Here is a 20,477-nt window from a genome sequence, read left to right as displayed (position 1 = left end):
AACGCCAAAGTAAAGAAAATGAAACGCGCTGCACCTAGATTCGGCCCATGACACCCGCGCAACGCTCCACGTCCGGGCACCTGAACCGACGCTCGTTTCTCCGATACTCCGCGTTCGCCGGCGCCGCGCTCGGCGGTGCGGGGGCGCTGGCCGCCTGCGGCGGGAATTCCGGCGGCTCGTCGGGCGGCACCACCGAGGACGGGTCGAAATACGGCAGCGTCGCGGTGCAGCTGTCCTGGCTGAAGAACATCGAATTCGCGGGCGAATACTTCGCCGACTCGAAAGGCTATTTCAAGGAAGCCGGTTTCGGCTCGGTCGACCTCGTCGCGGGCGGCGCGGCAAGCACGTCGGTGGAGGCCGGATTGGACACCGGGAAGGTGTGGCTGGGACTGTCCGCGCCGCAGACCACCGCACCGGCGATCCTGGAGGGGCTGCCCGCCAAGATCGTCGCCACCACCTATCAGAAGAATCCGTTCGCGATCGTGTCCGCCGCCGCGAAACCGATCAGGTCGCCCCAGGACATGAAGGGCCGCAAGATCGGTGTGCAGGACACCAACCAGCTGATCTTCAACGCGCTGCTCACCGCCAACGGGCTGAAGCCCGGCGATGTCACCGTCGTACCCGCGCAATACGATCCGACCCCGCTGGCCAACGGTGAGGTCGACGGATGGGTCAGCTACGTGACCAATGAGCCGATCACGCTGGCGGCGAAGGGCTTCCAGAACACGCACTTCTTGTTCGCGGACTTCGATCTACCGCTGGTCGCGGAGACGCTCACGGTCGCTCAGTCCACCATCGACAAGGAGCGCGACAAACTGAAGGCGTTCCTGGCCGCCGAGATCAAGGGCTGGAAGGACGCGGTGGCCGACCCGGCCGAATCGGCCCGGCTCGCGGTCGAGGTGTACGGCAAGGATCAGAAGCTCGATCTCGCCGAGCAGACGAAGGAGGCGAGCGCTCAGAACGAGCTGGTGGTCTCGGCCGACACGGCCGCCAATGGTCTGCTCTCCATGACCGACGCGCTGATCGAGCAGAATATCGCCGCGCTGCGCGCCGCGAAGATAGATATCAAGGCCGCCCAGCTGTTCGACCTGTCCGTACTGCGCGAGGTGTATGCCGAGAACCCCGGCTTGAAATGATCAGATTCCCACAGCGGTCCTCGACGGGATCGGGAACTCGCCGCTGTACGGATCGGCCGCTCGCACCGGTTGGGCGGCGCGGGCGGCCAGCAGTTCTGCGGCGATCGCCACGGCCATCTCGGGGGCGGTGCGCGCGCCGATGTCCAATCCGGCGGGCGAGTGCAGCCGTGCGAGCGTCTCCGCACCGAAACCGCCCGCCTGTAGATCCTCGATCCGCCGGATGTGCACCTGGCGGGAGCCCATCGCGCCGAGATACCCGAGCTCGGGTAGTCGTAGCGCTACGGTGAGCAGCGGGATGTCGAACGTGGGATCGTGCGATAGCACGACTATGGCTGTGCTGCTGTCGATCTCGCCGGCCGCGGACAACGTGTTGAGGTAGCGGTGCGGCCAGTCGACCACTACTTCGGCGCCGGGAAACGATTCCGGCGTAGCGAAATTGGGGCGCGAGTCGCAGATCGTCACCCGGTAACCGAGCAACCCGGCCTGCACGGTGAGTGCGGCGGCGAAGGAATTGGCGCCGAAGATGAGCAGTCGCGGTGGCGGGGCGAACGAGGCGACGAAGACGTCCGAATCCGGTAGCGCGACCAATTCGGTGGCGTGTTTCTTGTCGGTGATCAGGTGCTGGCCGATCAGGTCGGCATCGGAGTTCCAGACCACCGTGAAGACGGTGACCCTGCGGTGCGCCGCGATCTCGGCGGCGACATCCGGGAACTCCGGGAAGTGTCTTCGCGAGAACGGCTCGGTGAAGACGTCCATCATCGCCTCGCCGTTCCCGCCCGCCTCCAGGCCGCCGGCCACGCCGAAGCGGTGCATCGCGCGACGGCCGGTGCGCGCCGCCTGGAGTACCGCCTCGTACGCGATCTCCTCCAGCCCGCCCGCGGCCACCGACCCGTAGACGCCCCCGTCGGGACCGACCAGCATCGCCGAGCCCACCGGTAGCGGGGCGGCGCCCACGGTGCGCACGATGGTGCCGAGTCCGCCGGTCCGGCCCGAGTGCCACACCCGCAACAGGTCGTCGACGATGTCCCGCATCAGCTAGCTCCGATCACCGTGCGGTCGTGGCCGGGAAGTCACGATCGACGCCCGTCGCCAAATCGTCGCACGTGACGCACACCATATCTTTTCTGCCGGTCAAATAGGTGCGGGCGCCGGAATCTCCTGCTGCCGACCCACAAACCGCATTCCAGTGCTTGTGGGCTATAACAACGGGGTGCCCCGGTGTGTTGTGGAACACAGCGCGAGCCAGACCGCTGGGGGACGCCAGCGCGGCGGCGAGCACCCGGGCGACCACGTCGGCGCCGACATCGGGGGTGTCCACCGGCATGATCGCGGCGTAACGCGCGGGGGTGCCCGCCGCGGCGATCAGGCCCGCCCGCAGCGATGCGCTCATACCGGTGGCCCAGTCCGCGGCCCACACGTGCCGCGCGCCCGGCGGCAGATCGACGATTCGCGGCGTCGGGCCGGTCGCGCCGAGCACCACGATGACCGGGTCGCAGCCACCGTCGCGCAGCGCGGTGACGGTCGCCCGCAGCCAGGCGCCGCCCTCGGCGAGCACCTTGGGTTTTCCGTAGCGGGTGCCCGCGCCCGCGGCGAGCACGACGCCGGCGCAGGGCGCGACGGCGGGACGATCAGGATCGGCCATGGCTAAACGGTAATACCGCGCGGTCTGCGCCGCATGAGGTGAAACCGGTGCCGGGACCTGCTTCCGCGAGCGACACGCCGAAGGTGATCCATCCCTTTCCGGTGGCGGCTCACGGGGTCTTATCCGATGCTGGTCCGATGACGGATCGGCGACCCGGGATCGCGGCGTTCGACGCGCTGTCCGGCGACGCGGCCTACCGGGCGGTGCTCGGCTGCTGCTCGTCGCCGGGCTTCGCGCGGTCGCTGGTCGCGGGCCGTCCGTACCGCAGTGTCGAGGCGCTGCTCGACGCGGCGGACGAGGTGCTGGCCGGGCTGCCGGAGTCCGAACTCGACCTGGCCTTGGCGGGGCATCCGAGGATCGGGGAGCGGCCGCATTCCGCGGCTTCGGCGCGGGAGCAGGCCGGGGTGGCGGGAGCCGCCGACGCGGTGCGCGCGGCGCTCGCGGAGGGCAACCGCGCTTACGAGGAACGATTCGGGCACATCTATCTGGTGTGCGCGAGCGGAAAGTCGGGCGAGGAGCTGCTCGCACTGCTCGCCGCCCGGCTGCGCAATAATCCCGAGACCGAAAGGCGAGTCGTGCGAACAGAATTGGGCAAGATCAACCGCATCCGGCTGCGCGCGCTGCTGGCGGAGCGGTCGTGAGTGGGCGTAGCGAGCGAACGGTCGGCACAGCCACGTTCGTGGTCATGGCGCAGCCGTGGGCCTGCGAGACGCGGTCATGAGCACGCTGAGCACGCACGTGCTGGACGCGGTGCGCGGCGCACCCGCCGCGGGCGTCACCGTGACGTTGCATCAGGGGGACCGGCAGCTCGATTCGGGCGAAACGGATGTCGATGGACGGATCGGGGCACTGGGCGAAGCGCTCGAACCCGGAACCTATCGGCTGGTGTTCGATACCGGCGCCTACTTCGCGCGGCGGGAGGTCGAAGCCTTCTATCCCGAGGTGAGCATCGCGTTCGCCGTGACCGGGGAGCGGCACTATCACGTCCCATTGTTGTTGTCGCCCTTCGCGTATTCCACCTATCGAGGGAGCTGAGCCGAGCATGGAACTGACCGGGCCGATCGTGCTGACCGACCACCGATACGGCAAGGCGGAGAACCGGATCGTCCGGATCCACCGGCAGACCGCACGTCATGAGATCCGCGACGTGAACGTGTCCACGGTGCTGCGCGGCGACTTCGCCGACGCGTACGTCACGGGCGACCAGGCCGAGGTGCTGCCCACCGACTCACAGAAGCAGACCGCCTACGCCTTCGCGAAGCAGCCGGGACTGCGAACCATCGAGGACTACGCGCTCGCGCTGGCCGATCATTTCGTCGCCGAGATCGAACCGGTGCGCAGCGCGCGCGTCGAGGTCGACGAATACGCCTGGCAGCGCGTCTCGGTCGGCGGCGTGGAGCACGACCACACCTGGGTGCGGCAAGGCCCCGAAGTGCGCACCGCGGCGGTCACCGTGGCCGGAAGCGGCTCCGAGCGGCGGGCCTGGGTGGTGGGCGGGGTGAAGGACCTGACCATCCTGAAGTCGACCGGGTCGGAGTTCGCGGACTTCCTGACCGACGACTTCACCGTGCTCGCGCCGACCCACGATCGGATGCTGGCCACCGCGCTGATCGCCGAGTGGCGGTTCGCCGACAGCGCGGGCGTCGACTGGGACGAGGTCTACACCGGCGTGCGGGCGCGGTTGGTGGAGACCTTCGCGACGCTGCACTCGAAGGCCATGCAACAGACGCTGTTCGAGATGGGCAAGGCCGCGCTGACCGCGTACCCGGTGCTGGCCGAGATCCGGCTCGCGGCGCCGAACAAGCATCACTTCGACTACGACCTGGGCCGCTTCGGCATCGAGAACCGCGGCGAGGTGTACCACGCCGACGACCGGCCCTACGGGTTGATCCACGCCACCGTGGCGCGCGCCGACGCGCCGGAAGCGGGGCCCGCGTGGACCAGGTGACCGTCATCGCGGACTGCGCCGTCGCGACGGTCGACGCGCACGGCACCGAGCACGCCCGCGGCCACGTCGTCGTACGCGGCAACCGGATCGACGCGGTCGGCGCAGGGGACCCGCCGGAAATCCCGGACGCTCGGCGCATCGACGGGCGCGGCTGCCTGCTGACCCCCGGGCTGGTGAACACCCACCACCACCTCTATCAATGGATCACCCGCGGCCTGGCCACCGACCACACGCTGTTCGAATGGCTGACCACGCTCTACCCCGTCTGGGCGGGTATCGACGAGGACGCGGTGCGTGTGGCGGCCACGGGTGCGCTCGCGGCCCTCGCGCGCACCGGGTGCACCACCACCACCGATCACCACTACGTGTTTCCGCGCGACGGCGGTGACCCGCTCGCGGCCGAGATCACCGCGGCGGCGCAGGTGGGCCTGCGGTTCCACCCCTGTCGCGGCTCGATGGATCTGGGGGTGAGCGCGGGCGGGTTGCCGCCCGACCACTTGGTGGAGAGCCTGGACGACATCCTCACCGCGAGCGCGGCGGCCATCGCGCGCTGGCACGACCCGTCATTCGATGCCATGCTGCGGATCGCGCTGGCGCCGTGCTCGCCGTTCTCGGTGACGGCGGACCTGCTGCGCGAATCGGCGGCGCTGGCCCGCGCCACCGGCGTCCGGTTGCACACCCACCTCGCCGAGACCCTCGACGAACAGGACTACTGCGCCGAGACTTTCGGCTGCACGCCCGCGCAGTACATGGAGCGGCTCGGCTGGTTCGGTTCGGATGTCTGGTACGCGCACGGCGTCCACCTCGACGACGACGCGATCGGCGCCATGGCGGCAACCGGCACCGGCGTGGCGCATTGCCCCACGTCGAACGCGCGGCTCGGCGCCGGCGTCGCCCGCACCGCCGACCTGGTGCGCGCGGGCGTCCTGGTGGGCCTCGGCGTCGACGGGGCGGCGAGCAACGAGGCCGGTTCGATGATCGAGGAGCCGCGCCACGCGTTGCTGTGGGCGCGCAACCGGGGCGGCCCGCGTGCGATGACCGTGCGCACCGCACTGGAACTGGCCACCATGGGCGGCGCGCGAGTGCTGGGCCGGGCCGCCGAGATCGGCTCGATCGAGGTGGGCAAGCTGGCGGACCTGGCGCTGTGGCGCCTGGACACGGCCGCGCACGCCGGAATCGAGGATCCGGTGACCGCGCTGGTGCTCGGCTCGGCCCCGCCGCTGGTCGCGCTGCTGGTGAACGGACGCGATGTGGTGCGCGACGGCGAGGTGCGCACGGTGGACACGGAGGTGGTCGCGGGCGAGGTGGCGCGGGCGCAGGCGGCGTTGGTCGCGAAAGCGGGGTGATCGCTGCGCGGATGTGGGCGAGGTGTCGTGCCTGGTCAGGCGGGACGAGCAATACTGAACCAGGGTCGGCTCCGACGGCCGTCGAGGCGGGTGGAGCTGTGGTGTCGTGGACGGCGGCGAGGTAACGGCCGCGCAATCTGGCGGGCGTCGCAGGCAATATGGCGGCAACCGACTGGCTCTACGGTGACGGAGAGGCAGGAACGAGGTGAGACGTGGACCTGGACACGATCCGCGAGGTGGTGATCGCCCGCGAGCGGGGAGACCTGGCCGTGCTCGGCGCTTCGACCGCGGTGCTCGCCGGAGGGACGTTCCTGTTCTCCGAGCCGCAGGATCAGCTGGTGCGCCTGGTCGATATCACCGGCCTGGGCTGGCCGGCGTTCGAGATCGGGGACGACGGACTGGAGATCGCAGCGACCTGCACCCTGGCCGAGTTCGCCGGGGCCGCGCCGGGACGTGAGCTGGGGATGCCGGTGTTGCACGACCCGTGGCCGGGAACCGCGCTGTTCGCCTTGTCCTGCCGGGCCCTGCTGGCCTCGCACAAGATCTGGCGCACCGCCACCGTCGGGGGCAACGTCTGCCTCGCGCTGCCCGCGGGCGCGGTGCTCGGCGCGCTGGTCGCGCTGGACGGGACGGCGGTGGTGTGGACGACGGACGGCGCCGATCGGTGTATCCCGTTGCGCGAGTTCGTCCTCGGTCCGGGACGCACGGTGCTGCGATCCGGTGAGGTGTTGCGCTCGATCCGCCTGCCGCGGTCGAGTCTGCTGGCCCGCACCAGCTTCCGGAAGATCGCGCTCGCTCCGCTCGGCCGGTCCGGCGCCGTGGTGATGGGGCGGCGGGAGCGGGACGGGCGCAGCGCGGTCACCATCACCGCCGCCACCACCAGGCCCGTCGTCCTGGATTTCGCCGCACCGCCCACCGACGGTGCGATACGCGACGCGCTGGGCACGATCGATCCCGCGCTGTGGTTCGACGATCCGCACGGTTCGCCGGAGTGGCGCGGGCACGTCGCGGGGGTGCTCGCCCGCGAGGTCGCCGCGGAATTGCGGGAAAACTGATGCGGTTCGAGGTGGACGGCAGGACCGTCGACATCACGGCGCGGCCGGGGCAGTGCCTGCGGACGGTGCTGCGCGAGAGCGGCACCCGCGCGGTGAAGAAGGGGTGTGACACCGGCGATTGCGGGGCCTGCTCGGTGCTCGTCGACGGAATGACGGTGCACTCCTGCGTCTTTCCCGCCTATCGCGCCGCCGGACGGTCCGTCACCACCGCCGCCGGGCTCGGAACGCCGGAGCACCCGCACCCCGTGCAGCGCCGGTTCGTCGACAACGCCGCGTTCCAATGTGGTTTCTGCACCGCCGGCATGGTGGTCACGGCCGCGGGGCTGGGGTGCGGGGACGACGAGCGGGTCGCCGTGCCGGGCGACGAACTCGCCGAATTGATGAAGGGAAATCTCTGCCGCTGCACGGGCTACCGCGCCATCCGCGCCGCGCTGGGCGAGCCGCTCGATCCCGGCGACCCTACTTCCTTCGCCTCGGATCGAACCACGACCACCGGAGGCGCTGGAGCCGGAGTCGGCGCGTTGGCCGGGCCGCGCATCGTCTCCGGGAGTGAGCCGTTCACGCTGGATCTGCCGCAGTTCGGCCCCTCCTCGGAGGACCGGCCGCGAACCAGCGATGCCGCCACCGCGCCGCCGACCGCCCCGCTGCACCTCGCCGTTTCGACCAGCCCGTATCCCCACGCGCGCATCCGCTCGATCGAAATCGCCGCCGCCGAGGCACTGCCGGGTGTGCACGCCGTCTTGACGTATGCCGACGCACCGGACGTGCCGTTCTCCACCGCGCGGCACGAACTGCGCACCGACGATCCCGACGACACCTACGTGCTCGACCGGACCGTCCGGTTCGTGGGGCAGCGGGTGGCCGCGGTGGTGGCCGACAGCGTCGCGATCGCCCGGGAGGCCTGCCGTCTGCTGGAGGTCGACTACGAGGTCCTGCCCGCGGTGTTCGATCCCCGCGACGCGCTGCGCGCCGAGGCGCCGAAACTACACGGGGACAAACCGGCTTCGGCCCGGATCACCGATCCCGGCCGCAACCTCGTCGCCGAACTGCACGGCGAGGTGGGCGACATCGCGGCGGGACTGGCCGCCGCGGCCCACGTCGTGCGCGGCGTCTGGCATTCGCCGCGTGGGCAGCACGTGCACCTGGAGACGCACGGTGGGGTCGGCTGGCTGGACGACGCCGGGCGACTCGTCATCCGGTGCAGTACTCAGGTCCCGTTCCTGGTCCGGGATGAACTGTGCCGCTTGTTCGGCCTGTCGCCCGCGCGGGTGCGGGTGTTCGCGGCGAGGGTCGGCGGCGGATTCGGCGCGAAACAGGAAATGCTGGCCGAGGACCTGATCGCGCTGGCCGTGCTGCGGACCGGCAGGCCGGTGCAGTACGAGTTCACCCGCGCCGACGAGTTCACCTCGGCGACCTGCCGCCACCCGATGCGAGTCGAGGTGACGGCCGGAGCCGACGCCGGCGGCGTGCTCACCGCCTTGGCCGTCGACGTACTCGCCGACACCGGCGCCTACGGCAATCACAGCGGCGGGGTGATGTATCACGGCGTCGGCGAGTCGGTGGAGCTGTACCGCTGCGCCAACAAACGGGTCGACGCGCGAGCGGTGTACACCAACAATGTCCCTTCCGGCGCGTTCCGCGGTTACGGTCTCGGCCAAGTGATCTTCGCGGTGGAGTCGGCGTTGGACGAGCTCGCGCACGCCCTCGGCATGGACCCGTTCGAACTGCGCCGCCGCAACGTGGTGGTGCCCGGCGACCCGTTCGTCGGCGCCGCGGTGAACGAAAGCGACCTCATGTTCGGCAGCTACGGTCTGGACCAGTGCCTGGACCTCGCCGAACGGGCGCTGCTGCGCGGCAACGACGTGCACGCGCCCGGCCCGCAGTGGCGGGTGGGCACCGGCATGGCCGCCGCGATGATCGCGACCGTCCCGCCCCGGGGCCACCGGTCGACGGCGACGGCCTCGCTGCTGCCCGACGGCCGCTACGAGATCAAGGTCGGCACGGCGGAATTCGGCAACGGCACCACGACGGTGCACGCGCAGCTCGCGGCCACCGCGCTGGACACCGAGGTCGCCCGCATCGTGATCCGGCAGGCCGACACCGATCTGGTGGAGTACGACACCGGCGCGTTCGGCTCCACCGGCATCGTGGTCGCGGGCAAGGCGGTGTACGAGGCGGCGTGCGCGCTGCGCGGGCTCATGCTGGCCAGGGCGGCCGAACTGACGGGAGTTCCGGAGCGGGACTGCGTGCTCGACACCGGCGGCGTGCGCTGCGCGGACCGGTTGCTCACCGCGGCCGAACTGCTGACCGGCGGCGATCTCACCGCGCACGCCGAGCACGGGGGCAGCCCACGGTCGGTGAGCTTCAACGTGCACGCCTTCCGCGTCGCCGTGCACCCCGGCACCGGAGCGGTGCGCATCCTCCAGTCGATCCAGACCGCCGACGCGGGCACCGTGCTCAATCCGGTGCAGTGCCGTGGGCAGGTCGAGGGCGGTGCGGCGCAGGCCGTCGGCACGGCGCTGTACGAGGACATGCGCAGTGCGGACGGAGTGGTGGGCGCCCAGACCCTGCGGCACTACCACGTGCCGCAATTCGCCGACGTGCCGCGCACGGAGGTCTACTTCGCCCGGACTTCCGACGCGCTGGGCCCGCTGGGCGCCAAGTCGATGAGTGAGTCGCCGTACAACCCGGTCGCCCCCGCGCTGGCCAACGCGATCCGCGATGCGGTCGGCGTGCGGCTGTACCGGCTGCCGATGACCGCGGACCGGGTATGGGCCGCGCTGCGGGAGAAGGGATCACGATGACGAAGGTGCCGGAGAACGTACGCGGGCGGATCGAGTCGATGCTCGACGCGGTCGATACCGAGCTGCGCCGCAGGTATCCCGGATCGAACGGCCGCTCGCAACCGATCCACACCGTGTACGTCCCGGCCGACCGGGTCACCGAGGAGACGCCCGGGGAGTGGGGCGCGGCCGCGGTCGGACTGCTCGACCGGCACCATGATCTGCTGGCCACGCTCGACGCCACCGGCTCGCTGCCCGACGTGCGCAAACGACTGGAAGCGGACCCGGTCCAGGATCTGCGCATCGACTTCGAGGACGGCTACGGCCTGCGCGCCGACGCCGAGGAGGACCGCGCCGCCACGGCGGCGGGTGCGGTGCTCGCGGCCTGGGCGCGGCGCTCCGCGGGTCCGGCGAACAGCGGCATCCGGATGAAGGGCTTGGGCGGCGGCGAGCGTCGCCGAGCGCTGCGCACGCTGGATCTCGTGCTGGAGGGCGTGGGGGGTGTGCCCGCGGGTTTCGTCTTTACGGTGCCGAAAATTCGTGCGGTGCAGCAGGTTTCGGCGTTGGTGCAGCTGTGTGTCGGGCTGGAGCGCGCGTACGGCATCGCCGAGGGCAGCCTGCGTTTCGAACTCCAGATCGAGAGCCCGCAGGCGATCCTGGCGGCAGATGGCACCGCCCCCGTGGCCGCCATGCTCACCCTCTCCGAAGGGCGTTGCAGCGCATTGCACTTCGGTACCTACGACTACACCGCGGCACTCGGCGTCGCCGCGCCGGACCAAGCGCTCGACCACCCGGCCGCCGATTACGCCAAGGCGGTCATGCAGGTCGCGGCCGCGCAGACCGGGGCGTGGGTGTGTGACGGTTCCACCCAGGTCGTGCCCGACGCCGATCCCGAGGCCGCGCTGCGCAACCATCACCGCCTGGTCGCCCGGTCGTTGCGGAGGGGGTACTACCAAGGCTGGGACATGCATCCGGGCCACCTGGTCACACGCTGGCTGGCCACCTACGACTTCTTCCGCCAGGCGATCGATGTCGCGGTGCCGCGCCTGCGCGACTATCTGGCCCGGCGCGGCGGCGACATCGTCGACGAGCCCGCCACCGCGGAAGCGCTGGCCGCCACCGTGTTGCGTGGCATCGAGTGCGGTGCTCGCCCGGACGCGGGGGCCGCGGAGCTCACCGAGACGGTCCTGCGCGCGTTGGCGGCCCGCGAGCCGATCCCGGCGGAGGCGACGTGATCGGCGATCCGAACGGTGCGGTCCCGAAAGACACAGGAGACGCGATGCGGGGCGACGACGAAGAATTCACGCTGTTGCCGGATCTGGCGGTCCGGCCGCTCGGCGGCTCGGTGATCTGGGCGAACGACGAGTTCTTCGCCGAGAAGGAGAATCTGATCAGCCCCGGTCCCGCGCAGTACCGGCCGTCCAGCTTCGGCCACAAAGGCCAGATCTACGACGGCTGGGAGACCCGCAGGCACCGCGGTCGGCCCGGCGACGACTCCGCGATCGTGCGGCTCGGCGTGCCGGGCGTGATCCGCGGGATCGTCGTGGACACCGCGTGGTTCAAGGGCAACTACCCACCCGCCGTCTCGGTGTCGGCGCTGGAGATCGAGGACTACCCGCCCGCGGAGACCATTGCCGCGCGGGATGATTGGGTGCTACTGGTCGATCGCTCTCCGGTGGCGGGCGACAGCCGCAACCTGTTCGCGGTCGATAACGAGAAGCGCTGGACGCACGTGAGACTCACCACGCATCCCGACGGCGGCGTGGCCAGGCTGCGGGTGCACGGCCAGGGGCGGCCCGATCCGCGCCTGCTCGGACTCGGCCCGCTTGATCTGGCCGCGCTGGAGAACGGCGCGCTGGTGCTGGACTGCTCCAACCGCTTCTACAGCTCGCCCAACCAGTTGCTGTACCCCGGCCGGGCCCGGTCCATGGGCGAGGGCTGGGAGACCGCCCGCCGCCGGGACGACGGCAACGACTGGGTGCGCATCCGCCTGGCCGGACCGGGACTGATCCGGCTCGCCGAACTCGACACCTCCTACTTCCTCGGCAACAGCCCGGGCGCTGCCCGGCTCACCGGCCGCACCAACGACGGCACCGAGCTGGAGTTGTTGCCACGCACCGCATTGCAACCCGACACCAGGCACCGGTTCCCGATCGCGCCGATGGCCGCGTCCGTGGAAGAGGTGCGCCTGGACATCTACCCGGACGGCGGGCTGGCCCGGCTGCGCCTGTACGGCGAGCTCGGCGCATGAGCGTGCGGAAGTCGATACCGCGCGTCACGCAGGCCGGAACCGAGCGTCGTCCAGGCGCGGGCGTGAGGCAGGGCCGAGGTTCGGCGGCGGAGCGTAGCAAGGGCGCGGTGGTGCGCGGCCCGTCGCGAAGGCGCGAGCCGAGCGCCGACGAGGCACAGTCGTGAGCAAGCAGGACCGAGGGCGGCGGCGGAGCGTGACAGGCGCGGGCGCGAGGGATTTCGTCGGTTACGGCCCGAATCCGCCGGACCCGCGATGGCCGGGCGCGGCGCGGATCGCGGTCCAATTCGTGCTCAACTACGAAGAGGGCGGGGAGAACAACGTCCTCGACGGTGACGAACACTCCGAGACGTTCCTATCGGAGATGACGCCCGCCGAAGCGTTCCCGAACCGCCATATGAGCATGGAGTCGCTCTACGAATACGGCTCCCGCGCCGGGCTGTGGCGGGTGCTGCGCGTCTTCGAACGGCGCGGGCTGCCGCTGACGATCTTCGCGGTCGCCCGCGCCGCACAACGCAATCCGGAAGCGGTGGCGGCCTTCCGGGAACTGGGCCACGAGATCGCCTGCCATGGTCTGCGCTGGAAGTCCTACCAGCTCACCGATCGCGACACCGAACGGGCGCAGATGGCCGAGGCGGTGCGCGTCCTGACCGACCTGACCGGCGCGGCGCCGCTGGGCTGGTACACCGGCCGCGATTCGCCGCACACCAGGGAATTGGTCGTCGAGCACGGCGGCTTCCGCTACGACGCGGACTCCTACGCCGACGACCTGCCCTATTGGGTGCGCGTACACGGCCGCGACCACTTGGTGGTGCCCTACACGCTGGACACCAACGACATGCGCTTCGCCTCACCCGCGGGCTTCCCCACCGGCGAGCAATTCTTCGCCCACGTACGCGACGCCTTCGACGTCCTCTACCGCGAAGGCGCCGAGGGCAGCCCGAAAATGCTCTCCATCGGCCTGCACTGCCGACTCATCGGCCGCCCCGCCCGCACCGCCGCCCTGGAACGCCTACTCGACCACATCCAGTCCAACGACCAGGTCTGGATCACCCGCCGCATCGACATCGCCGACCACTGGCACGCGATCCACCCCCCACCCGCCTCGCCCTGACCCGATCTTCCACCGCGACGAGTGGCTCTCGCCGATGTGCCACTCGTCAGGCGAGGGGGCGGGGTTCGCGGGGGCGTAGGTGGCGGGTGAGTGTCGCGAGCGCGTCGAGCACCTCGCGCACGGCGGCCGGGTCGTCGCCGGCCAGCGCTGCTGCCACCGCGTCGTCCACGGGTGTCGCTCGCACTTCGGCGACTCGTGGTGAAGCCTCCGGGGCCGCGCGGACCAGGGTGCGCCGGCGGTCGCGTGGGTCGACGGTGGAGGTGATCGAGCCGGCCTCTTTGAGGCGGGCCACCGCGGTGGACACCGCGCTCTGGGGGAGACCGGTGCGGTTGGCGATCTCGCCGACGGTGCTGTCGGGGTGTTCGAGGATGTCGCTCGACACGACGAGCACGGGTCGGTGGCCACCGCCGAGTCCCGCTGTCGGCAAGGCGTCCTCGCCGATCTTCATCAGCGTCCGGCCCAAGAGGAACAGTTCGACTCCGTCCACAAGGGAACAATACATCAACAAAGATGTATCACTATTGATGTATCAGATTTGATGAATTAGCGTAGGTGGCATGAGCACGATTTCCACCGGCACCCTCGAGGTCTCCGGAGCCGACCTGTACTACGAAGTTCGCGGCAGCGGTCCGATGCTGCTGATCGCGCAGAGTGGGGAGGGGGACGCGCGGCGCAGCGAGGATCTGGTCGCGCACCTCGAGCGGCGCTTCACCGTCGTCACCTACGACCGGCGCGGACTGTCGCGCAGCGTTCTGCGCGATCCCCACTTGCCCGCCTCGGTGGCGACGCACGCCGACGACGTGTTCCGCCTGCTCTCGGCATTGACCGACGAGCCGGTACGCATGCTCGGTTGCAGCATGGGAGCTGCCATCGGCCTGCACCTCGCGGTTCGGCATCCGGATCGGCTGCATACCCTCATCGCGCACGAGCCCGTCACGCCGTGGCTGCTCGCCGCCGCCGACCGCGCCGATCAGCTCGCCGAACTCGAAGACTGCCAGCGAGTCTTCGCCGAGCAAGGCTGGCAAGCGGCGCTCGCACCGATGGTGCGGACCCTGGGGATAGATCCGCGGAACCAGGATCGGGAACCCGGCGTCACCCCGCCTCCGCTCGGGCCGGAGCGCGCCGCGAACTTCGAGTACTTCCTCGGGCACGACTTCACCGCGATCCGTGCCGACCATCTCGACGTCGCGCCGCTGCGGCAGTCGCCGGTGCGCATCGTTCCGGCCTGCGGGCGCATCACGCCCCGGCAGGTCTTCGACTACAAGGCCGCACTGGAACTCGCGGCCCTGTGCGGCGAGCCGGTGGTGGAATTCCCCGGCGGGCACAACGGGAACCTGACCCACCCGGCCGCGTACGCCGCCAAGGTGTGTGAGGTCCTCGGAGCGCCGGAGTAGCGCCTTGCGGGCGTCCCCCACACATTCGGCCCGCTCGCCACGGGGTGGCCTGGCCCACACGAATGGCACCCGCCAGGACTTGTGAAGGTGCTCACAGTGTGGAATGCCGACCCCTGGGGAGGGAGGGCCGCCCGCCGATCACTAACAGTACAAGCGTTACGCTAAAACCCCACGTCAGCGCTACCGGTCAGTAGATTGCACTCTTGCAATTTGGTGGCAAATTTTGCAGAGTTAGCAAAGGTGTCGGAAAACCTAGCTGAGATTCACACTAACAACAGGTAGACGCCCATTTCTTCGTGTGCCATCGTGTGGAAGTACACCTCAAGGGCCTAGCAAGCCTGCAAATTGCCGCTTCAGCAGTACGAGCTGCCTCGTAGCTCGGGACCGGGCGGCATGGACCGAACGAAGAAGTGGAGTCACAGATGTCGACCACCGGCACCCCGAGGACCGCCGCGGAAATCCAGCAGGATTGGGACACCAACCCCCGCTGGAAGGGCGTCACCCGTAACTACACCGCGGAGCAGGTGTCGAAGCTCCAGGGCACCGTCGTCGAGGAGGCCACCCTCGCCCGCCGCGGTTCGGAGATCCTCTGGGATCTCGTCAACAACGAGGACTACATCAACTCCCTCGGCGCTCTCACCGGCAACCAGGCGGTCCAGCAGGTCCGCGCCGGTCTGAAGGCCATCTACCTGTCGGGTTGGCAGGTCGCCGGTGACGCGAACCTGTCCGGCCACACCTACCCCGACCAGTCGCTGTACCCGGCCAACTCGGTTCCGTCCGTGGTCCGCCGCATCAACAACGCGCTGCTGCGCGCCGACGAGATCGCCAAGGTCGAGGGCGACACCTCCGTCTCCAACTGGCTGGCGCCGATCGTCGCCGACGCCGAGGCCGGCTTCGGTGGCGCGCTGAACGCCTACGAGCTGCAGAAGGCCATGATCGCCGCCGGCGCCGCCGGTGTGCACTGGGAAGACCAGCTGGCCTCCGAGAAGAAGTGCGGCCACCTGGGCGGCAAGGTGCTGATCCCGACCCAGCAGCACATCCGCACCCTGACCTCCGCGCGTCTGGCCGCCGACGTCGCCGACGTGCCGTCGGTGATCATCGCCCGCACCGACGCCGAGGCCGCCACCCTGATCACCTCGGACGTGGACGAGCGCGACCGTGAGTTCCTGGACGGCACCCGCACCGCCGAGGGCTTCTTCGGTGTGAAGAACGGCATCGAGCCCTGCATCGCGCGTGCCAAGGCCTACGCGCCCTACGCCGACCTCATCTGGATGGAGACCGGCGTGCCGGACCTCGAGGTCGCGCGCAAGTTCGCCGAGGCCGTCCGTGGCGAGTTCCCGGACCAGCTGCTGGCCTACAACTGCTCGCCGTCCTTCAACTGGAAGGCCCACCTGGACGACGCGACCATCGCGAAGTTCCAGCGTGAGCTCGGCGCGATGGGCTTCAAGTTCCAGTTCATCACCCTGGCCGGCTTCCACTCGCTCAACTACGGCATGTTCGACCTGGCCTACGGCTACGCCCGCGAGGGCATGACCGCCTTCGTCGACCTGCAGGAGCGCGAGTTCAAGGCCGCCGCCGAGCGTGGCTTCACCGCGATCAAGCACCAGCGTGAGGTCGGCGCGGGCTACTTCGACACCATCGCCACCACCGTGGACCCGAACACCTCCACCGCGGCGCTCAAGGGCTCCACCGAAGAGGGGCAGTTTCACTAGGCCGTGTTGAATTGCAGCGCCTGCGGCGCATGCGCTTCGGCCACTCGGACGCAAGCCGGGCCGCGAACGGCGCTCGATGGCCTCGCGCGTGGGTGGTTGCGAAAGCGGCGAACTCACGACTTGAAGCCAAGTAGGTGAAACCGAGGGAAGTGAGGTTCCCGACGTGAAAACCGCCGATCCTCTACTCCGGTAGGGGTGTACTGCCCTCCCCGCTGAACAGCCCCGGCGGGGAGGGCATCCCTATACCTTGGACCATCGAAGGACGCGCTCACACCGGAGCGGCACCTTCGCAGACCAGCCACCCCAGAGCCAGACAACCCAGCAGGAGCGGGACGTGAGCAGCGAAAAGATCCAACGCGTCGGCATTATCGGCGCCGGCCAGATGGGCGCAGGAATCGCGGAGGTGTGTGCCAGGGCGCACGTCGACGTGCTGGTGTTCGAGCAGACCCGGGAACTGGCCGCGGCCGGTCGCGCGCGCATCCTCCGGTCCCTCGATCGCGGCGTGAGCAGCGGCAAGATCACCGAGCGCGAGCGCGAACAGGCCGCCTGGCGTCTGCGGTTCACCTCCGACCTCGGCGACTTCGCCGATCGCCAGCTGGTGGTCGAGGCGGTGCTGGAGGACGAGAAGGTCAAGACCAGCATCTTCGCCGAACTCGACAAGGTCGTCACCGACCCCTCCGCCGTACTGGCCTCCAACACCTCGTCCATCCCGATCATGAAGATCGCGGTCGCCACGGCGAACCCCGAGCGCGTGGTCGGCATGCACTTCTTCAACCCGGTGCCGGTGCTGCCGCTCGTCGAGCTGGTCACCACGCTGAAGACCAGCGAGTCGGTCTCCGTACGGGCCGAGGCCTTCGCGGGCGAGGTGCTCGGCAAGCAGGTCGTGCGCTCGGCCGACCGCTCCGGCTTCGTGGTGAACGCGCTGCTGGTGCCGTACCTGCTGTCGGCGATCCGCATGGTCGAGTCCGGCTTCGCCACCAAGGAGGACGTCGACAAGGCGATGGTGCTCGGCTGCGCCCACCCGATGGGCCCGCTGGCGCTGACCGACCTGGTCGGCCTGGACACGGTCAAGTCCATCGCCGACTCCATGTACGGCGAGTTCAAGGAGCCGCTGTACTCGGCCCCGCCGCTGCTCATGCGCATGGTCGAGGCGGGACTGCTCGGCAAGAAGACCGGCGCGGGCTTCTACCAGTACCGTGCTTGATTTGCTGTGTTGATTTTGCAGCGCCTGCGGCGCTGCGTGTTCGCGGCCCCTGGAAGTCTCGCGTCCGAGCGTCCGCTGCTCGCGCCTGCGGCGCATGCGCATCGGACACTCGGACACGAGACGGGCCGCGAACGGTGCTCGTAAGACTCGCACTCGGCGGGGGCAGGTCGGCGAGCATCGAACGATTCGCCGACGCACCGGCTAGAGGGCGGTAGGAAACAGCACCTCCGGCCTCGATGCGGAGTCGATCAGAAGTTGGTGAAGCCGTGCCGGTGACGGCAATCGGCATAAGCTGCACAACAGCCGGGCCATGTCGACGGCTCGGCTGGGTATCCAGAGCGCAGCGCTGGATCGTCCCGTCGATCTCGGCGGGCCGCGCAGGTGATCGAAAGGGGTTGTCCCGCTCATGGTGAACGTGACCGACGGCTACGGGTCGAGCATTCTCGGCTATCCCAGGATCGGGCCGCACCGCGAGCTCAAGCGGGCGCTGGAGGCCTACTGGCACGGTTCGCTCGACCGCGAAGAGCTGCTGGCGGTGGGTCGCGAGATCCAGGAGACCCAGTTCAACGAACTGGCCGCCACCGGACTGACCCAGGTGCCGGGCAACACCTTCTCCTTCTACGACCACGTGCTGGACAACGCGCTGCTGTTCGGTGCGGTGCCCCGGCGGTTCGAGCCCTACCGCGACGGACTGCACCCGCTGGACTTCTACTTCCTGATGGCGCGCGGCCGCCCGGATCTGCCGCCGCTCGAGCTGGTCCGGTTCTTCGGCACGAACTACCACTACCGCCAGCCGGAGGTGGACGCGGGCACCGAGTTCTCGCTGCACCCCGAGGCGTTGCTCGACGAATTCGACCGCGCGAAGGCGGTCGGCATCGAACTGCGGCCGGTGGTCATCGGCCCGGTGTCGCTGCTGCTGCTGTCCAAGGCCGGGCACATCCCCGGCGAGTCCGGCGGATTCGACACCCTCGGCCTGCTGGACAAGCTGCTACCGGTCTACGAGGAACTGTTCGAGATCCTCGCCAAGCGCGGCGCCACCTGCGTGCAGCTGGACGAGCCCGCGTTCACCAGCGAGCGCACGCCCGCCGAGCTGGCCGCGTTCGAGGCCGCCTATCACCGCTTGGGCAGGGCCCCGCTGCGCCCGCGCATCCTGGTCACCGGACAGTACGGCGATTTCGGCGAGGCGCTGACCATCCTGGCGGGCACCAATATCGAGGCGATCGGTCTCGACCTGGCCAGCCACCGGATGCGCCCGGAGGATCTCGCCGAGGTGCCCGGCATCCGCCGCAAGCGCCTGTACGCGGGTGTGATCAGCGGCCGCAACGTGTGGCGCGCGGACCGCTACGTCACGCTGGAATACCTCAACGAACTGGCCAAGGTGTGCCCGGACCTGGTCGTCTCGACCGGGACCACGCTGCTGCACGTGCCCTACGACCTGCTGATCGAATACGACATCGAGGGGCACGTCGCCGACCGGCTCGCGTTCGCGAAACAGAAGGTGGGCGAGGTGGTCTCGCTCGCGAAGGCGCTCACCGAAGGCCCGTCGGACAAGTGGCGCAAGCGTCCCACCGAGGTGCACTTCAAGCAGAAGCACGCGGTGCGGCAGCGGGTCTACGCGGTCACCCCGGACATGCGCTCGCGGGAGCCCTACGAGGTGCGCCGCGAAGCCCAGCAGCGCAAGCTGAAGCTGCCGCCGGTGCCCGCGACCACGCTCGGTTCCTTCCCGCAGACCGCCCGCATCCGCCAGGCGCGCTACGAACTCGGTGAGGGCCGGTTGTCCTACGGGGAGTACCGCAAGCGGATCGAGGCCGAGATCGAGGCGACGATCCGGTTGCAGGAGGACATCGGCCTCGATGTGCTGGTGCACGGCGAGCACGAGCGCAACGACATGATCCAGTACTTCGCCGAGCTGCTCGACGGCTTCGCGACCACCCGCTTCGGCTGGGTGCAGGTGTACGGATCCCGTTGTGTGCGGCCGCCGATCATCTACGGCGATGTGTCGCGCCCGGCGCCGATGTCGGTGGAGTGGATCAGCTACGCGCAGTCGCTGACCGACAAGCCGGTCAAGGGCATGGTCACCGGGCCGGTCACCATGATCGCCCGATCCTTCGTCCGGCAGGACCAGCCGCTGCACGAGACCGCCGACCAGGTGGCGCTGGCCATTCGCGACGAGGTGGTGGACCTGGAGAAGGCGGGCATCGCGATCATCCAGGTCGACGAACCGGCGATCCGGGAGATGCTGCCGCTGCGCCCGGAAGGCCGCGCCGAATACCTGCGCTGGGCGATCGGCGCGTTCCGGTTGGCCACCTCCGGGGTGCGGGCCGAGACGCAGATCCACACGCACATCGGATATTCCGGCCGCGCCGAGGTGGTGGAGGCGATCGAGGAACTCGACGCCGACGTCACCGCCATCGTGGCGACCCGCTCGATCGAGTGGGTGCTGCGGGCGCTGAAGGAGGACTGTGCCACCGGGCACGGGCTCAGTCACGGCGTCGGCCCCGGCGTGTACGAGAGCCGGTCCGCGCGCATCCCGGACATCGATGAGCTGGACGAACTGCTCACCGCGGCAGCCGAAGCGGTGACGCCGCAGCGGCTGTGGGCCAATCCGGACGGCGGTCTGAAGACCCGGCACTACTGGCAGCTCGAACCGTCGCTGCGCAATCTGGTCGCCGCGGCGCGCCGCATACGCAGGCGGGTGGAGTCCACCGACTGAGCCGGCACCGCGCGCCGAGGCAATGCACGACGTGGCGCAGTGACAAGCCACGGCGACGGCCATCGCGCGCGGCGAAGTGGACCCGGGCATCGACGTGGATTTCGTGCTGGACTCGGTCGCCGCGCCGATCTACTATCGCGCGTTGTTCGGACACCTGCCGCTGACCGACGAACTCGCCGAAC

General features: G+C 69.7%; 18 protein-coding genes. 15 read left to right on the top strand and 3 right to left on the bottom strand.

Annotation, left to right across the window (positions count from 1 at the left end):
* The first annotated feature begins 47 nt into the window (after positions 1–47).
* Complete coding sequence (locus ON29_RS26675) at positions 48–1,136, top strand: ABC transporter substrate-binding protein (protein WP_040870544.1); 1,089 nt, start codon at positions 48–50, stop codon at positions 1,134–1,136.
* On the opposite strand, the gene ON29_RS26670 is transcribed toward ON29_RS26675, so the two are convergent.
* Together ON29_RS26670 and ON29_RS26665 are read right to left on the bottom strand one after the other, a co-directional pair.
* Positions 1,137–2,168, bottom strand: a complete 1,032-nt coding sequence (locus ON29_RS26670) for an XdhC family protein (RefSeq protein ID WP_040870542.1) — start codon at positions 2,166–2,168, stop codon at positions 1,137–1,139.
* A gap of 13 nt (positions 2,169–2,181) precedes the next feature.
* Entirely contained in the window at positions 2,182–2,778 is a 597-nt protein-coding gene (locus ON29_RS26665; RefSeq protein WP_051175619.1) for a nucleotidyltransferase family protein, read from the bottom strand.
* Positions 2,779–2,915: 137 nt separating this feature from the next.
* Between ON29_RS26665 and uraD the strand changes: the two genes are divergently transcribed.
* From uraD to puuE, 9 genes are all read left to right on the top strand, one after another.
* Entirely contained in the window at positions 2,916–3,419 is a 504-nt protein-coding gene (gene uraD, locus ON29_RS26660; RefSeq protein ID WP_040870541.1) for a 2-oxo-4-hydroxy-4-carboxy-5-ureidoimidazoline decarboxylase, read from the top strand.
* 76 nt (positions 3,420–3,495) lie between these two features.
* Positions 3,496–3,813, top strand: a complete 318-nt coding sequence (gene uraH, locus ON29_RS26655; RefSeq protein WP_040870847.1) for a hydroxyisourate hydrolase — start codon at positions 3,496–3,498, stop codon at positions 3,811–3,813.
* Between the two features lie 7 nt (positions 3,814–3,820).
* Entirely contained in the window at positions 3,821–4,726 is a 906-nt protein-coding gene (gene pucL, locus ON29_RS26650; protein WP_040870539.1) for a factor-independent urate hydroxylase, read from the top strand.
* On the top strand, positions 4,714–6,072 hold the full coding sequence (locus ON29_RS26645; protein WP_040870537.1) for an 8-oxoguanine deaminase: 1,359 nt from the start codon (positions 4,714–4,716) through the stop codon (positions 6,070–6,072). The genes pucL and ON29_RS26645 overlap by 13 nt, the downstream gene beginning before the upstream one ends.
* A 212-nt stretch (positions 6,073–6,284) precedes the next feature.
* Positions 6,285–7,127, top strand: coding sequence for an FAD binding domain-containing protein (locus ON29_RS26640; RefSeq protein WP_040870536.1), 843 nt, complete (start codon positions 6,285–6,287; stop codon positions 7,125–7,127).
* Positions 7,127–9,931, top strand: coding sequence for a molybdopterin-dependent oxidoreductase (locus tag ON29_RS26635; protein ID WP_040870535.1), 2,805 nt, complete (start codon positions 7,127–7,129; stop codon positions 9,929–9,931). The genes ON29_RS26640 and ON29_RS26635 overlap by 1 nt, the downstream gene beginning before the upstream one ends.
* Positions 9,928–11,145: a DUF6986 family protein gene (locus tag ON29_RS26630; protein WP_373283927.1), complete on the top strand. Its 1,218-nt coding sequence runs from the start codon at positions 9,928–9,930 to the stop codon at positions 11,143–11,145. Before ON29_RS26635 ends, ON29_RS26630 begins: the two co-directional genes overlap by 4 nt.
* Before the next feature lie 44 nt (positions 11,146–11,189).
* A complete protein-coding gene (gene alc, locus ON29_RS26625; RefSeq protein ID WP_040870846.1) occupies positions 11,190–12,161 on the top strand; it encodes an allantoicase in 972 nt (323 codons plus the stop codon).
* 160 nt (positions 12,162–12,321) lie between these two features.
* On the top strand, positions 12,322–13,272 hold the full coding sequence (gene puuE, locus ON29_RS26620; RefSeq protein ID WP_373283926.1) for an allantoinase PuuE: 951 nt from the start codon (positions 12,322–12,324) through the stop codon (positions 13,270–13,272).
* A 46-nt stretch (positions 13,273–13,318) separates the two neighbouring features.
* Here puuE and ON29_RS26615 read toward each other — a convergent pair whose 3' ends face one another.
* Positions 13,319–13,759 (bottom strand): MarR family winged helix-turn-helix transcriptional regulator, encoded by a 441-nt coding sequence (locus tag ON29_RS26615; RefSeq protein ID WP_085994949.1) that lies wholly within the window; start codon positions 13,757–13,759, stop codon positions 13,319–13,321.
* A 70-nt stretch (positions 13,760–13,829) separates the two neighbouring features.
* Between ON29_RS26615 and ON29_RS26610 the strand changes: the two genes are divergently transcribed.
* The 5 genes from ON29_RS26610 to ON29_RS35060 form a co-directional block, all read left to right on the top strand.
* A complete protein-coding gene (locus ON29_RS26610) occupies positions 13,830–14,666 on the top strand; it encodes an alpha/beta fold hydrolase (protein ID WP_040870529.1) in 837 nt (278 codons plus the stop codon).
* A gap of 422 nt (positions 14,667–15,088) precedes the next feature.
* A complete protein-coding gene (aceA, locus tag ON29_RS26605) occupies positions 15,089–16,378 on the top strand; it encodes an isocitrate lyase (RefSeq protein ID WP_040870528.1) in 1,290 nt (429 codons plus the stop codon).
* Positions 16,379–16,712: 334 nt separating this feature from the next.
* Entirely contained in the window at positions 16,713–17,582 is an 870-nt protein-coding gene (locus tag ON29_RS26600) for a 3-hydroxybutyryl-CoA dehydrogenase (RefSeq protein ID WP_040870526.1), read from the top strand.
* A gap of 406 nt (positions 17,583–17,988) precedes the next feature.
* Complete coding sequence (gene metE / locus ON29_RS26595; RefSeq protein WP_040870524.1) at positions 17,989–20,295, top strand: 5-methyltetrahydropteroyltriglutamate--homocysteine S-methyltransferase; 2,307 nt, start codon at positions 17,989–17,991, stop codon at positions 20,293–20,295.
* 61 nt (positions 20,296–20,356) lie between these two features.
* A partial coding sequence (locus ON29_RS35060) for a TetR-like C-terminal domain-containing protein (protein WP_169332609.1) occupies positions 20,357–20,477 on the top strand: 121 nt, incomplete at its 3' end.

The sequence above is a fragment of the Nocardia exalbida NBRC 100660 genome (genome assembly GCF_000308575.1).
Taxonomy (GTDB): Bacteria; Actinomycetota; Actinomycetes; order Mycobacteriales; family Mycobacteriaceae; genus Nocardia; species Nocardia exalbida.
This window is presented reverse-complemented; position numbering and strand designations above follow the sequence as displayed.

Bases quoted from the DNA above. Each gene is read 5' to 3' on its own strand.
- uraH (WP_040870847.1), top strand. From the start codon at position 3,496: ATGAGCACGCTGAGCACGCACGTGCTGGACGCGGTGCGCGGCGCACCC.
- ON29_RS26635 (WP_040870535.1), top strand. From the start codon at position 7,127: ATGCGGTTCGAGGTGGACGGCAGGACCGTCGACATCACGGCGCGGCCG.
- metE (WP_040870524.1), top strand. From the start codon at position 17,989: ATGGTGAACGTGACCGACGGCTACGGGTCGAGCATTCTCGGCTATCCC.
- pucL (WP_040870539.1), top strand. From the start codon at position 3,821: ATGGAACTGACCGGGCCGATCGTGCTGACCGACCACCGATACGGCAAG.
- ON29_RS26665 (WP_051175619.1), bottom strand. From the start codon at position 2,778: ATGGCCGATCCTGATCGTCCCGCCGTCGCGCCCTGCGCCGGCGTCGTG.
- alc (WP_040870846.1), top strand. From the start codon at position 11,190: ATGCGGGGCGACGACGAAGAATTCACGCTGTTGCCGGATCTGGCGGTC.
- ON29_RS26670 (WP_040870542.1), bottom strand. From the start codon at position 2,168: ATGCGGGACATCGTCGACGACCTGTTGCGGGTGTGGCACTCGGGCCGG.
- ON29_RS26675 (WP_040870544.1), top strand. From the start codon at position 48: ATGACACCCGCGCAACGCTCCACGTCCGGGCACCTGAACCGACGCTCG.
- ON29_RS26630 (WP_373283927.1), top strand. From the start codon at position 9,928: ATGACGAAGGTGCCGGAGAACGTACGCGGGCGGATCGAGTCGATGCTC.
- aceA (WP_040870528.1), top strand. From the start codon at position 15,089: ATGTCGACCACCGGCACCCCGAGGACCGCCGCGGAAATCCAGCAGGAT.
- ON29_RS26610 (WP_040870529.1), top strand. From the start codon at position 13,830: ATGAGCACGATTTCCACCGGCACCCTCGAGGTCTCCGGAGCCGACCTG.
- uraD (WP_040870541.1), top strand. From the start codon at position 2,916: ATGACGGATCGGCGACCCGGGATCGCGGCGTTCGACGCGCTGTCCGGC.